Raw genomic sequence first — 13,828 nt, 5'->3', positions numbered from 1 at the left:
CGGGAACAGTGGATCGAAAGACGCGGTCGAAGGCAAGAACCAACGACCGCATCAAGCTCATTTGTTCTGAGCTGCGCCCGCACCACGGGGAATGCGTACGCTTTCGACCAGATCCTTGATCTCCTGCGGAGTCTCTTTGGTCATGCCTGCAACAACGTAGGCAGTCGCAAAGTTGATCATCGCACCGATTGCACCGAACGAGGTCGACTTGATCGGACCCAGCAGCGGGTCAGCATCGGTGAACGAGTTGGTGCCCGGAATGAACAACCAGCCCTTGTGCAGGAAGATGTAGACCAGGGTCACAACCAGACCAGCCAGCATACCTGCAACCGCGCCGGTGTTGTTGATGCGGGTCGAGAAGATCCCCATCATCAGCGCCGGGAAGATCGAGGCTGCCGCCAGACCGAACGCCAGGGCCACGGTTTGCGCCGCAAATCCGGGTGGGTTCAGACCCAAGTAGGTTGCAACAACGATGGCTACGGCCATTGCGATACGTGCAGCCAGCAGTTCACCCTTTTCAGAGATGTTCGGGTTGATCGCACCTTTGACAAGGTCGTGGGACACAGCCGACGAGATCGCCAACAACAGGCCCGCAGCGGTTGACAGAGCAGCCGCAAGACCACCTGCCGCGACCAGACCGATTACCCAACCCGGCAGGTTGGCGATTTCGGGGTTGGCCAGAACCAGGATGTCACGGTTGAACTTGGTCAGTTCGTTTCCAACCCAGCCTTTTTCTTCCGCGATTGCGGTCATGGCTTCGGACTTGTCGTTGTAGTACTGGATCTTGCCGTCACCGTTCTTGTCTTCCCAATCCAGAAGACCGGTTTTCTGCCAGGTTTTCATCCAGTCATAGCGCGGATCGGTGTCGATTTCCTCGACCGAAACAGCGCCACCGTCGATGCCACCATTGGGCCACATCATGTCGGTGATGTTCAGACGTGCCATTGCGCCAACCGCAGGGGCGGTCAGGTACAGCAGGGCGATGAAGACCAGAGTCCAGCCAGCCGACCAACGTGCGTCAGACACTTTCGGCACGGTGAAGAAGCGCATGATCACGTGCGGCAGACCGGCGGTACCGATCATCAGCGACAGCGTGAACAGAACCATGTTCAGCGTGTTCGAATGGTGTGCTGTGTACTCGTTGAAGCCCAGCTCGGTCACGATCGCGTCCAGCTTGGTCAGCAGGGGCTCACCGCTGGCGGTGTCACCAAACAGACCCAGAGCAGGGATCGGCGTGCCGGTCAGCTGCAGCGAGATGAAGATCGCCGGGATGGTGTAGGCTGTGATCAGCACGCAGTACTGAGCAACCTGGGTGTAGGTCACACCTTTCATCCCGCCAAACACCGCGTAGGCAAAGACCACACAAGCACCGATCAGCAGACCGGACGTGTTTGACACCTCAAGGAAGCGGCCAAAGGCCACGCCCACACCGGTCATCTGACCGATCACGTAAGTCACCGAAGCAACGATCAGACAGATCACCGCAACGACGCGTGCGGTCTGGCTGTAGAAACGGTCGCCGATGAATTCCGAGACGGTGTATTTGCCGAACTTACGCAGGTAAGGCGCAAGCAGCAGAGCCAGCAGCACGTAACCACCGGTCCAACCCATCAGGAAGGTCGAGTTGTCATAGCCAGTAAAGGCAATCAGGCCCGCCATCGAAATGAACGAGGCCGCAGACATCCAGTCCGCCGCTGTCGCCATACCGTTGGTGACCGGGTGAACGCCGCGACCGGCGGCGTAGAATTCTGATGTGGAACCCGCGCGGGCCCAGATCGCGATGCCGATGTATAGCGCAAAGGACGCGCCAACAAACAGCAGGTTGATGGTAAACTGATCCATTGTCCCCGCTCTCCCTTATTCTTCGTCTACGCCGAATTCGGCGTCCAGCTTATTCATGCGCCAGGCGTAGTTGAAGATCAGCACCAGAAAGACCAGGATCGATCCCTGTTGTGCGAACCAAAAGCCCAGATCGGTTCCGCCGACGGCGATCCCCGACAGCAACGGACGCAGCAGAATGCCGAATCCAAACGACACCAGCGCCCAGATGATGAGGCTGATGTAGATGAGGCGCAGGTTTGCTTGCCAATAGCCCTTATCGGCTTCGGACGCCTGCGCGGAGTTTGTTGAATGATCCGCCATCGCGGGTTCCTCCTTCGCTTCCTCGTTGGGCGGCCCGTGCCCAATTCCTCCAGTGACGCGGACCGCTTCTCGATGTTACCAAACGCCCCGTGACGCCCGGCAAAACTTCTCTGTTCCGCCAAGGCGGTTCATTGAAGTATTCCTTTAAGGATCAAGGCCTTGCGGCCGATCTCCTCCCCTTACTTCATCGCGCCGCTGACGATCTCCTCCAGGTCGCGGGCGATGTCTTCAATCTTGCCCATGGCATTGGTGCGTTGCAGCACGCCATGGCTTTCGTAGTAGGTGATCAGCGGCGCGGTCTGCGCGTGATAGGCTGCCAACCGTGACGCCACGGTTTCGGCATTGTCATCTGCGCGACGCTTGAATTCAGTGTGACCACACTTGTCGCATTTGCCGTCTTCGGCAGGCTTCTTGAACGTGTCGTGGTAACCTTCGCCACAACCGGCGCAGGTGTAGCGGCCCGAGATACGGATCACCATTTCGGCGTCTTCGACTTCTAGGCTGATCGCGGCGTTGATCTTCTGATTGTTCGACGCGAGCAGTTCGTCCAACGCTTCGGCCTGAACCGTTGTACGCGGAAAGCCGTCCAGAATGACACCCTTGGCGCAATCTGGCTGGGCCATGCGGTCACGCAGGATGGCGATGACGATGTCGTCACTGACCAGATCGCCCGCTTCCATGACGGCTTTGGCGGCAAGACCAGCTTCTGTACCGGCCGCAACGGCCTCGCGCAGCAGGTCGCCGGTGCTGAGTTGAACCAGCCCGAACTTTTCTTCCAGCATTCGCGCCTGTGTGCCCTTCCCGGCGCCGGGAGGGCCGAGAAGGATCAGAACGGCGGGAGTGGTGAGCGTGGCAGCGTCCATCACATCCTCACTTGTTCGCACGGTTTTCGATCAGGTCTTCGACCACCGACGGATCGGCGAGCGTCGACGTGTCACCCAGGCTGCCAAAGTCGTTCTCGGCAATCTTGCGCAGGATACGGCGCATGATCTTGCCCGAACGGGTCTTGGGCAGGCCAGGGGCCCACTGGATTACGTCTGGCGAGGCAATCGGGCCGATTTCCGTGCGGACCCAGGTGCGCAGCTCTTTCAACAGCTCATCCGAAGGCTCGCGGTCATTCATCAAGGTGACGTAGCAATAGATGCCTTGTCCTTTGATTTCATGAGGGTAGCCCACTACAGCGGCCTCAGCTACAGCGGCATGAGCCACCAGCGCGCTTTCGACCTCGGCCGTGCCCATGCGGTGGCCGGATACGTTGATCACGTCATCGACGCGGCCGGTGATCCAATAGTCGCCATCTTCGTCACGGCGGCAGCCGTCACCTGTGAAGTAGTAGCCTTTGTAGTCCGAGAAATAGGTCTTCTCAAACCGCTCATGATCGCCCCAGACGGTGCGCATCTGACCGGGCCAGCTGTCTTTGATGCAAAGAACGCCTTCGACGCCGTTGCCTTCGATTTCAACGCCCGACTGCGGGTCCAGAACCACGGGCTCAATTCCAAAGAACGGCTTCATGGCCGAGCCGGGCTTCATCGCATGTGCGCCGGGCAGGGGCGTCATCAGGTGACCGCCCGTTTCAGTCTGCCACCAGGTATCCACGATTGGGCATTTGCCCTTGCCGACAACGTCGTTGTACCAGTTCCAGGCTTCGGGGTTGATCGGCTCACCCACAGTGCCCAGTGTGCGCAGATCGCTGAGGTCGCATTTCTCAACGAACTCATTGCCCTGACCCATCAGGGCACGGATCGCAGTTGGTGCGGTGTAGAACTGGTTCACCTTGTGCTTTTCACAGACCTGCCAAAAGCGCGAAGCATCTGGGAAGGTCGGAACGCCTTCGAACATCAGCGTAGTCGCTCCGTTGGCCAGCGGGCCATAGACGATATAACTGTGTCCGGTGACCCAACCTACGTCCGCCGTGCACCAGTACACATCGCCTTCGTGGTAATCGAAGGTGATCTCATGCGTCATCGAGGCATAAACCAGATAGCCGCCAGTGGTGTGCACAACGCCCTTGGGCTGTCCGGTCGAACCGGATGTATAAAGAATGAACAGCGGATCTTCGGCGCTCATCTCGGCGGGTGCGCAGTAGTCGTCCGCCTCAAGGGCCATTTCGTTGTAGTCAAAGTCGCGCCCGTCGATCCAGGTGGTCTGACCACCGGTGCGCTTGACCACCAAGCATTTCACACTGTCTTTGCAGTGCAACAGGGCGGCATCCGCGTTGGACTTCAACGGTGTCTTGCGACCTCCGCGGGGCGCTTCATCAGCAGTGATGACAACCTTGGCGTCACAGCCATTGACCCGCGCCGCCAGTGCGTCGGGCGAGAAGCCTGCGAAAACAATCGAATGGATGGCACCGATCCGGGCGCAGGCCAGCATCGCATAGGCGGCCTCGGGGATCATCGGCAGATAGATGACAACGCGGTCACCCTTCCGAACCCCCAGCAATTCCAAGATATTGGCCATCCGGCAGGTGCGACGGTGCAGTTCGGCATATGAAATATGCTGCGCCGGATCATTTGGATCGTCCGGCTCCCAGATGATCGCGGTTTGATCGCCACGGGTCTTCAGGTGACGGTCAAGGCAGTTGGCCGAGACGTTTAGTGTGCCATCGGCATACCAGTTGATCTTGACCGAACCGAAGTCGTAATTGACATCCTTTACCGTTGAGAACGGCTTGATCCAGTCGACGCGCTTGCCTTGCTCGCCCCAGAACGTGTCTGGGTCACTGATCGAGGCTGCGTACATGTTGGCATATTTTGCAGCATCGACATGCGCACGGGCGACGGTTTCTGCGGATGGCGGATATGTCTTGGCATCTGCCTGGGCAGCGGTAGTCATCGTTGAGGCTCCTCCCTCTGGACTGGATTACGTTGGGTCGTTTTTGCCTGATAGTTCAGCAAAGTCGATCCCGTTCCTCCCCAATCGAAGTATTACCGGCTTTGGAAAATAAATAAATAAATTGCCGTAATCTTTGAATTTGTTTGTAAAGAAATTTTAATCCGTATTTCATATTTGTAAATTATGCGGCCAATGTTTGTAAAAAAGTTTGTGAAACAGGGTGTTAATTGTAACAGCTACTTTCGGTTGTTTTATGCTGAAACATGGACGTCCGACCTGGCTTCAACCTATTCTCGATGTCTGCACAGTGCATCAGCGCGACCGTCAGGGTTGGCACATCCCAATGTTGGCGCTAGCTTCTTTTGCAAGCGCTTCGGGAAGAGGCGCGTCAAAGGGAGAGAAAATCATGAATAAGATGTTGAGCGGTGCCGCCGTTGCCGCCCTGAGCTTTGCGTTCGTTAGCGAAGCTGCCGCGACCGAGTGGAACGCTTCTGTATGGGGCAAGCGCCGCGCGTTCACCGAACATGTCGAAAAGCTCGCTGAGCTGGTCAATGAAAAGACCGGCGGGGACTTTACGATCAATGTCAGCTACGGTGGCCTATCCAAGCCGCGCGAAAACCTGGACGGCATCGAAATCGGAGCTTTCGAGATGGCTCAGTTCTGCGCTGGCTATCATCGCGACAAAAACCGCGCGATCACTGTGCTGGAACTGCCGTTTCTTGGTGTGAACAACCTTGAAGAAGAGGTCGCCGTCAGCCACGCGGTGTACGACCATCCAGCAGTCAAGGATGAGATGGCGCAGTGGAATGCCCGCATCATCATGACCTCACCTATGCCCCAGTATAATATCGTGGGCACGGGCGAACCCCGTGATCAGTTGGCGGAATTCGATGGAATGCGGGTTCGTGCAACTGGTGGGTTGGGCCAGGCCTTTGAGGCTGTGGGCGGTGTGCCGACTTCGGTCCCCGCGACCGAAGCCTTCAACGCGATGGAATCGGGTGTTGTGGACACAGTGGCCTTCGCCCAGCACGCGCATCTGTCTTTTGGCACGATCAATGAGGCCGATTGGTGGACGGCCAACCTAAACCCCGGCACGGTGAACTGTCCTGTGGTTGTGAATATCGACGCCTACGAAGCGCTGCCTGCCGAGCATCGCGAAGCGCTGGATAGCTCAATTGACGAGGCGATTGATCACTATCTGGCAAACTACGGCGGCTTACTGGAACAGTGGGACAGCGTCCTTGAAGAAAAAGGCGTGCAGAAGGTGATGATTGACGACGCCGTGATCGAGGAATTCCGCACCAAAGCCGCAGATCCGATCCGGGAAAAGTGGATTGCGGATATGTCGGATCAGGGGCTGCCGGCTCAAGATCTGTATGATCTGGTTCAATCCACGCTGCAGCAGCAGCGCGGCGGTAACTGATCCTTTAAGCCGGGTGCCCCGTTGGGTGCCCGGTTCTCTCTCAAATAACAAGGAACGACCGGAATGGCAGGACAGGCCACGGTGCTGGAAGACGAAAGCCGTCTGAGCCAGCTGGACCGGCATTTGTTAAAGCTTGAACGTTTTCTTGCATTAATCAGCGGCCTGGCGGTTTTTGGTCTGATGGTATTGGCCGTGGTCTCCGTCAGCGGGCGCAACGCGATGAATGCGCCATTGCCCGGCTATGTCGACTGGATCGAACAGGCGATGCCTTTGATTGCCTTTCTGGGCATCTCATTCGTGCAGCGTGATGGTGGGCATATCCGCATGGACATCGTCATTTCGCGGCTTCACGGTCGGGCTTTGTGGCTGTTCGAGCTGATCTCGGTCCTTCTGATCCTGGTGTTGATGCTTGCACTGGTTTGGGGCAGCTGGTCCCACTTCGACCGATCTTTCGATTTTGGTGCGCCGCTCTGGAGCAGGGACAGTTCCATCGACATCGGTATTCCTCTGTGGCCTGCCAAGCTGTTGGCACCCGTCGCCTTTTCAGTGCTGTGCGCACGGCTGGTGCTTCAGGTGTGGGGCTATGGGCGTGCATTTGTGCTGGGGCTCGAGACCCCTGTTGCGGTGCCGCTCCTTCAGGATGCTGCGGCCCAAGCGGCGGCTGAGGCCGAGCAGTTCGAAGGGCAGGACTAGAACATGGACACGATTGATATTGGCCTGTGGGTCACAGGTGGTCTGCTCGTTCTGGTCGTTGCTGGTATGCGCGTGGCCTTTGCTGCTGGGCTTGCAGGTTTGGTTGGGTTGGTTTGGATTTTCTGGGCCAAATTTGGATATGACCCGGACCGCTTTGGCAAAGCTTTAACGGTTGCGGTCAAGACCGCGGGGCAGGTACCGCATTCCAAGGTTGCCGCTCATACGCTCAGCCTGATCCCGACCTTCATCCTGATTGGCTATCTTGCCTACTACGCGGGCCTGACGCGCGCCCTGTTCGAAGCTGCCAAACGCTGGGTGGCCTGGGTTCCGGGCGGGCTTGCGGTGTCTACGATTTTTGCAACGGCCGGTTTTGCGGCTGTGTCCGGGGCGTCAGTCGCTACGTCGGCCGTTTTTGCCCGCATCGCAATCCCTGAGATGTTGAAAGTGGGCTACAACAAACGCTTTGCAGCGGGGGTTGTCGCTGCGGGGGGCACGCTGGCTTCGCTCATCCCGCCCTCGGCCATTCTGGTGATCTACGCCATCATAGTCGAGCAGGACGTGGGCAAGTTGCTGCTGGCCGGATTCATCCCGGGCGCGTTTTCCGCAATCATTTATGGCCTGCTGATTGTCGGGATTGCAGTGATCTTCAAAACCGTAGGTCCACCGGTGACTGGCTTCACCTGGAAAGAGCGTTTCTCCGCTTTGCCTGGTGCTATACCAATTGTGGCTGTGATCCTGATCATCATTTGCTTTGTCTACAACCCGTTCGGAGACAAAGCCTGGGGCACCCCTACGGAAGGCGGCGCAATCGGGGCCTTCATTGTGTTCTGTTTCGCCCTGTTTCACGGAATGCGCTGGAAGGAATTCAAATCCGCACTTTTGGAAACTGCCAAACTGACCGCCATGATCTTCTCGATCATCTGGGGCGTTCTGATCTATGTTCGGTTTCTGGGCTTCGCAGATCTTCCCGGAGCGTTTTCCGACTGGATTACCGGGCTTGAGATGTCCCCGATGATGATCCTGATCTGCATCCTTCTGGCCTATGCTGTGCTGGGCATGTTCATGGACGCAATTGGGATGCTGCTGTTGACTTTGCCCGTCGTCTATCCAGCGGTCATGGCCCTGAACGGAGGTGAAACTGTCAGCGCAGCCGACAGCGCCTTTGGCATGTCTGGCCCGATGTGCGCCATCTGGTTTGGTATTTTGGTGGTCAAGATGGCCGAGTTCTGCCTGATTACGCCACCCATTGGACTGAACTGCTTTGTCGTGGCCGGGGTGCGCCCGGACTTAAGTGTTCAGGATGTGTTCAAAGGCGTGACACCGTTTTTCATCGCCGATGCGATGACGATTGCAATGCTTGTGGCATTCCCAGGGATTGTGCTCTACCTGCCGTCGCTTGCGGGTTAGCAGAGAAGCGAGGCTCTGCCTCGCGCTCCGAGGTATTTATGGCCAGATGAAGTAAGGGATCTGATCTTCATCTGGCTGAAAATACCTCGGGGGAGGCGCGCGTAGCGCGGCGGGGGCAGAGCCCCCAGAACTGTGCATTACCCAGCTCGCATCAGCATTCCGAATAGATCGCGCGGATCATCGGGATCGGCCAGCATGTCCAAAGGCTCAAAGAAACCTGTGCCTTCAATCGCTTGTTTCACATAGCGCAGGGCCGAGAAGTCTTCGATTGCGAAACCTACGCTGTCGAACAACGTAATCTGACGATCATCGATACGCCCTTTGGCCGCGCCAGTGATGACCTGCCACATCTCAGTTACCGGATGATCCGCGTCCAGGGCCTGAATTTCTCCTTCGATACGGGTCTGTTCCGGGTATTCAACGAAAATGTCTGAGCGGAGGAGGATATCGCGATGCAGTTCTGTTTTGCCCGGACAGTCGCCACCGATGGCATTGATGTGAACTCCGGGGCCGACCATGTTATCGGTCAAGATCGTGGCGTATTTCTTGTCTGCGGTGCAGGTGGTGATGATCTGGGCGCCTTCAATGGCCTCCTCTGGCGAGGTGCAGGGAACAACAGTCAAACCCTTGCCCTGCAGGTTTTTGGCACATTTTGCTGCTGCGTTCGGGTCAGTGTCGTAGAGCCGAACGGTACTGATGCCACACATTGCCTTGAAGGCCAGACACTGGAATTCAGACTGCGCGCCATTGCCGATCATCGCCATCGTGGTGGCGTTTGTCGGGGCGAGATACCGCCCAACCAATGCTGAGGTTGCCGCTGTGCGCAGGGCGGTCAACAGCGTCATCTCAGTCAGCAGGGTTGGATAGCCGGTATAGACATCCGCCAACAGGCCAAAGGCCGTGACTGTTTGCAAACCTTCCGAGGTATTCTTGGGATGGCCATTGACGTATTTGAAGCCGTAGGCCTCACCATCCGAGGTCGGCATCAGCTCGATCACGCCATGTGGTGAATGCGCTGGAATACGTGGGGTTTTGTCAAAACTTTCCCAACGTTTGAAATCGGCTTCGATCTGTGCGGCGATCTGGGTGATCATCTGCTCGACGCCAATGTGATGAACCAATCGCATCATGTTGTCGACGGATACAAACGGCACGAGGGCTTTGTCAGAAGGTTGGGTCATCAGAAACTCCGGGTGGGGCGGTCAAAAATGCGGCGGCCCATAAGCGAGGCGGCCAGATCGACCATCAGTTTGGCGGTGCGGCCGCGTTCATCCAGAAACGGGTTCAATTCAACAAGATCCAACGAACTGACCAGCCCACTTTCATGTAGCAATTCCATCACCAAATGGGCTTCGCGCTCGGTTGCCCCGCCGGGAACCGTAGTGCCAACGGCGGGCGCTATGGCGGGATCGAGGAAGTCAACATCCAGCGACACATGCAGCAGGGCATTTTCGACGCGCACCCGGTCCAGAAAGGCCAGCAGAGGTGCCTTTATCCCATGTTCATCAATACTGCGCATGTCGGCCAGCATGGCGTGGTCTTGCTCGAGTGCTGAACGTTCAGCTGGATCGACAGAGCGCAGGCCAATCATTCCAACGCGGTCCGTTGGAACCGTGGCAGACAGGGGCGGAAAGGCATCAAAACCGGGTCTGCCCGTAAAATAGGCCACCGGTGTTCCGTGCAGATTGCCGCTGCCTGTGCTGTCTGGTGTGTGAAAGTCGCTATGGGCGTCTAACCAGAGCACAAACAGCGGCCTTTCGACCTGTGCCGCATATGCGGCCATCCCGGCGACGGTGCCCATGGACAATGCATGATCGCCGCCCATGAAAATAGGTACGCCCTGACGCGCGGCCGCCTGCGCCGTCGTGCTGAGAGCGCGGGTCCAGCCCACACATTCGGGCAAAGAAAAGAGGTGAGGGTGGTCGACTAGGCCGGTTTCTTCCGGGATCACGTCACCCTGGTCTTGAACGGAATGGCCAAGATCGGTCAAAGCCTCTTGCAGCCCGGCCACACGATAAGCGTCCGGGCCCATCCGGCATCCTTGACGGCGTTTTCCGGCGTCCATGGGGACGCCCACCAATATGATAGTTTTCATGTCCATATGCTCATTTAGGCTGGCAGAGTGTCTTGCGTGAAGGCAGCAAAATGCTCAAAATGGGTCAAGAAAGTCCTTAATGAGAAAAAGATATGGACGATTTGGACAATCGATTGCTCAATGCGTTGCAACGTGATGCGCGCGCCAGCCTGTCTGAGCTGTCAGAAACCCTCGGCGTGACGCGCACCACTGTTCGCAGCAGGTTGCAGCGGCTGAAGCAGTCCGGTGAAATTGTCGGCTTCACTGTTCTCACCCGACGGGATCTGGCGCAAAGTCCGGTGCGCGGTTTGATGATGCTGGAGATTGAAGGGCGCGGGACAGAACGTGTCATGGCGCGTATAGCGGCCTTGCGGCAGGTGACAGCAGTGCATTCGACCAATGGCAGTTGGGATCTGATAGCCGAGATCTCTGCCGAAACCCTGGCCGAGCTGGACGAGGTTCTGTTTCAGATCCGCCGCTTTGACGGTATCACACGATCCGAAACGAATTTGTTGTTGTCCACGCGAAAGGGACGGCTCTAGTGCTTTGAGATGAAAACAATTTGTGCCAGTGTTTCTGGGCAAAACATGACAAAGCAATCGCTGGATCGATTGGATTTGCAGACAGGCAGGGACGTGCAGCATGACCACTTCGCAGAAATCTGACGAACCGCTCGCCTTGCAATGGGCAGAACGTATTACGGCGATTCTGGAGAAGCCCTGGCTGCGCATCGCTATACCCATTGTCGTAACGGGCATTGCCCTGACGGTTTTGCACGAGTTGTCGGCCCATGTGAAATGGTCGGATGTGCAGAACGACATTTCGGCGACGTCTTGGAAACTGATGTTCATTGCGCTGTGCTGGACGGCGTTCAGTTTCTTTTCCTTGTCACTTTATGACGTGTTCGCTGTGCAGAGCGTGGCTGATGGCAAAGTACCCTTGCCGGTGGCCGGAATGGCAGGAGCCAGCGGTTATGCTGTATCAAATTGCCTCGGTTTCTCTTACATAACCGGAACCGCAATCCGGTATCGGATCTATGCTTCGCTTGGTCTGGATCTGGGGCGCGTGGCCGGGGTGATTGCCACCTCTTGGGTGGCGTTCTGGATGGGTCTGGTTCTGATAGTGGGTCTGTTGTTGACCTTTCACCCCGACGGCATCTCGAAGGTGGTACCGGTCAGCGCAACAGTGGAAACCGCCATCGGGCTGTGTCTGCTGGGTGGGCTGCTTGTCCTCTTCATCTGGTTGTCCACCGGTGGACGGCGGTTTTCATTGGCCGGTGTGGGGTTCAACCTGCCGGGCGGAAAACTTGCTAGCCTTCTGACGCTGGCCGCGATTGGCGATCTGTTCGGCGCATCCATGGTGTTGTATGTCCTGATGCCGGACGATCTGGGCGTTGGCTACCCGTATTTCTTCACGATTTTTATTGCCGCTATCGCTGTAGGTATCCTCAGCCACGCACCGGGTGGGATTGGCGTGTTCGAAGCGACACTGATTGCCGGGCTAGGGGCATCGGGACGATCCGACGTTATTGCCGCGCTGTTGTTGTATCGTGTGGTTTATACTTTTCTGCCATTCACAATTGCCAGCCTGTCGATTGCTGTGGCGTCGGCACTGACACAACGCCGCCGGATCAGCGGGGCTGCAACCTGGGTGTACCGCGCGATCCGGCCAATGGTGCCGATTGTTGCGGCCGGTGTGGCAGCGGTGGCCGGGGTGATCCTGCTGGTGTCAGGGGCGCTGCCTGCTGGGTCACAGAACCTTGGCGTTTTGAAGGATGTTTTGCCGCTGTCCTTTGTTGAAGCCTCGCATCTGGTAGGCAGCGCCATTGGTGTTCTGCTTTTACTGGTTTCGCGCGGCTTGTTCCGCAAGCTTTACCGCGCTTGGGTGGTGGCGATGTTGTTGATGGCGGCAGGCTTCTTCGCGTCTCTCGCCAAGGGTTTGGACACGCACGAAGCGGTGTCGATGTTGGGGACGATAGGTGTTTTGGGCCTGTTCCGTGGAGCGTTTTACAGGGTCAGCGGCGCTTCGATTTTCCGTCTGAACATCCCATGGCTGATAAGCGTTGTTGTGTTGCTGGCGGTCATTTTCTGGATTGGGCTATTTGCTTATTCCCACGTCGAATACCAAAACGCTTTGTGGTGGGAGTTTGCCTGGAATGGCGACGCTTCGAGGTTCTTACGCTCGAGCCTTGTTGTGGCTGTGATCGTCGGCGTTGTGGCTGTGAACTCTCTGTTCGGACGCGAAATTCCAACACCACAACGCACCGAAATCCCCGAGGTTGTCGAACGGTTGGTGATGGAGAGCGAGGATACCGAGTCCCAGATTTCGCTGACAGGCGACAAGCAATTCCTGATCTCACCGGATGAAACGGCCTTCATTGCTTATGCTGATACGGGCAACGCGGTGATCTCAAAAGGAGAGCCAGTAGGGGATGAGGTCGCAGGCCGCCAATTGATCTGGCAGCTTCGGGAAATGGCGGATCGTGAAGGAAAGCTGTGTGCGTTCTATAGTGTTTCGACCAAGTATCTGCCGACCTTCCTGGATCTGGGTCTATCGATCCTGAAAATAGGTGAGGTCGCGCGGGTGCCGTTGCAAGATTTCTCGCTGGACGGAAAGTCGCGCAAACGGTTCCGGCAAGCCAAGAACAGGGCCGAGCGGGAAGGCTATGTGTTCGAGATTATCCCAAAGGAAAAACTGGCACCGGTTTTGCCAGAATTGCGCGAGATTTCAGATCATTGGCTGGAGCAAAAGGCAGGTGCCGAAAAAGGATTTGCGCTTGGTGGCTTTGACGATCAGTACCTGTCGTATTTCGACCATGCGGTATTGCGCGATGGAAACACAGGTAAGATCAAGGCTTTTGCCAACCTGTTCCAGGGCGGTAACAAATCCGAGCTGTCGCTGGACTTGATGCGCTATGAGCCGGACAGCCCCAGCTTTGTGATGGACGCGCTGTTTGCCGAGATGATGGTGTGGGGCTCGGAACAGGGCTTTCACTGGTTCTCGCTGGGGGCTGCGCCGTTTTCAGGCATAGAAAACCGGCAACATGCCTCGCTCTGGAACCGGATCGGAGGGTTCGTTTATGAGCACGGCGAACAGTTTTATCATTTCGAAGGCTTGCGCAGTTTCAAGCAGAAGTTCGACCCGGAATGGAGTCCGAATTATCTGGCCAGCCCCGGCGGGTTGGCCGCGCCGCGTATCCTTTATGAGGTCAATATCCTGATCTCAGGCGGGCTGCGCGGTCTGACAAAATAGGA

General features: G+C 57.0%; 11 protein-coding genes. 5 read left to right on the top strand and 6 right to left on the bottom strand.

Translation table 11 applies throughout. The features are described 5' to 3' along the window. Window positions 1-57: 57 nt before the first annotated feature. From ACXADZ_RS10280 to acs, 4 genes are all read right to left on the bottom strand, one after another. Complete coding sequence (locus ACXADZ_RS10280; protein WP_171668064.1) at window positions 58-1,842, bottom strand: sodium:solute symporter family protein; 1,785 nt, start codon at window positions 1,840-1,842, stop codon at window positions 58-60. A 15-nt stretch (window positions 1,843-1,857) separates the two neighbouring features. After that, window positions 1,858-2,142 carry a DUF4212 domain-containing protein gene (locus tag ACXADZ_RS10275; protein ID WP_171089540.1) on the bottom strand — a complete coding sequence of 95 codons (285 nt, stop codon included), beginning with the start codon at window positions 2,140-2,142 and terminating at the stop codon, window positions 1,858-1,860. 179 nt (window positions 2,143-2,321) lie between these two features. Then, window positions 2,322-3,005, bottom strand: coding sequence for an adenylate kinase (locus tag ACXADZ_RS10270; RefSeq protein WP_171091139.1), 684 nt, complete (start codon window positions 3,003-3,005; stop codon window positions 2,322-2,324). Window positions 3,006-3,012: 7 nt separating this feature from the next. Beyond that, window positions 3,013-4,977, bottom strand: a complete 1,965-nt coding sequence (gene acs / locus ACXADZ_RS10265) for an acetate--CoA ligase (RefSeq protein WP_475195936.1) — start codon at window positions 4,975-4,977, stop codon at window positions 3,013-3,015. A gap of 406 nt (window positions 4,978-5,383) precedes the next feature. On the opposite strand from acs, the gene dctP reads away from it, so the two are divergent. The 3 genes from dctP to ACXADZ_RS10250 all read left to right on the top strand — a co-directional run bounded on the left by dctP (window position 5,384) and on the right by ACXADZ_RS10250 (window position 8,500). Beyond that, on the top strand, window positions 5,384-6,400 hold the full coding sequence (gene dctP / locus ACXADZ_RS10260; protein ID WP_475195930.1) for a TRAP transporter substrate-binding protein DctP: 1,017 nt from the start codon (window positions 5,384-5,386) through the stop codon (window positions 6,398-6,400). A 63-nt stretch (window positions 6,401-6,463) separates the two neighbouring features. After that, entirely contained in the window at window positions 6,464-7,093 is a 630-nt protein-coding gene (locus ACXADZ_RS10255; protein WP_475195928.1) for a TRAP transporter small permease, read from the top strand. A gap of 3 nt (window positions 7,094-7,096) precedes the next feature. Continuing rightward, entirely contained in the window at window positions 7,097-8,500 is a 1,404-nt protein-coding gene (locus ACXADZ_RS10250; protein WP_171182835.1) for a TRAP transporter large permease, read from the top strand. Window positions 8,501-8,637: 137 nt separating this feature from the next. Here the strand turns inward: ACXADZ_RS10250 and ACXADZ_RS10245 are convergent, their stop codons facing one another. Together ACXADZ_RS10245 and rocF are read right to left on the bottom strand one after the other, a co-directional pair. Next, window positions 8,638-9,681, bottom strand: a complete 1,044-nt coding sequence (locus ACXADZ_RS10245; protein ID WP_475195925.1) for an ornithine cyclodeaminase — start codon at window positions 9,679-9,681, stop codon at window positions 8,638-8,640. Continuing rightward, window positions 9,681-10,601: an arginase gene (rocF, locus tag ACXADZ_RS10240; RefSeq protein WP_475195922.1), complete on the bottom strand. Its 921-nt coding sequence runs from the start codon at window positions 10,599-10,601 to the stop codon at window positions 9,681-9,683. The genes ACXADZ_RS10245 and rocF overlap by 1 nt, the downstream gene beginning before the upstream one ends. A gap of 86 nt (window positions 10,602-10,687) precedes the next feature. Between rocF and ACXADZ_RS10235 the strand changes: the two genes are divergently transcribed. Further along, entirely contained in the window at window positions 10,688-11,116 is a 429-nt protein-coding gene (locus tag ACXADZ_RS10235; protein WP_171089554.1) for an Lrp/AsnC family transcriptional regulator, read from the top strand. Between the two features lie 100 nt (window positions 11,117-11,216). Next, complete coding sequence (gene mprF / locus ACXADZ_RS10230; RefSeq protein ID WP_475195916.1) at window positions 11,217-13,826, top strand: bifunctional lysylphosphatidylglycerol flippase/synthetase MprF; 2,610 nt, start codon at window positions 11,217-11,219, stop codon at window positions 13,824-13,826. Window positions 13,827-13,828: the final 2 nt, after the last annotated feature.

This window comes from Ruegeria sp. ABM4_193 (genome assembly GCF_056158705.1).
This window is presented reverse-complemented; position numbering and strand designations above follow the sequence as displayed.

Bases quoted from the DNA above. Each gene is read 5' to 3' on its own strand.
- ACXADZ_RS10280 (WP_171668064.1), bottom strand. From the start codon at position 1,842: ATGGATCAGTTTACCATCAACCTGCTGTTTGTTGGCGCGTCCTTTGCG.
- ACXADZ_RS10275 (WP_171089540.1), bottom strand. From the start codon at position 2,142: ATGGCGGATCATTCAACAAACTCCGCGCAGGCGTCCGAAGCCGATAAG.
- ACXADZ_RS10270 (WP_171091139.1), bottom strand. From the start codon at position 3,005: ATGGACGCTGCCACGCTCACCACTCCCGCCGTTCTGATCCTTCTCGGC.
- acs (WP_475195936.1), bottom strand. From the start codon at position 4,977: ATGACTACCGCTGCCCAGGCAGATGCCAAGACATATCCGCCATCCGCA.
- dctP (WP_475195930.1), top strand. From the start codon at position 5,384: ATGAATAAGATGTTGAGCGGTGCCGCCGTTGCCGCCCTGAGCTTTGCG.
- ACXADZ_RS10255 (WP_475195928.1), top strand. From the start codon at position 6,464: ATGGCAGGACAGGCCACGGTGCTGGAAGACGAAAGCCGTCTGAGCCAG.
- ACXADZ_RS10250 (WP_171182835.1), top strand. From the start codon at position 7,097: ATGGACACGATTGATATTGGCCTGTGGGTCACAGGTGGTCTGCTCGTT.
- ACXADZ_RS10245 (WP_475195925.1), bottom strand. From the start codon at position 9,681: ATGACCCAACCTTCTGACAAAGCCCTCGTGCCGTTTGTATCCGTCGAC.
- rocF (WP_475195922.1), bottom strand. From the start codon at position 10,601: ATGGACATGAAAACTATCATATTGGTGGGCGTCCCCATGGACGCCGGA.
- ACXADZ_RS10235 (WP_171089554.1), top strand. From the start codon at position 10,688: ATGGACGATTTGGACAATCGATTGCTCAATGCGTTGCAACGTGATGCG.
- mprF (WP_475195916.1), top strand. From the start codon at position 11,217: ATGACCACTTCGCAGAAATCTGACGAACCGCTCGCCTTGCAATGGGCA.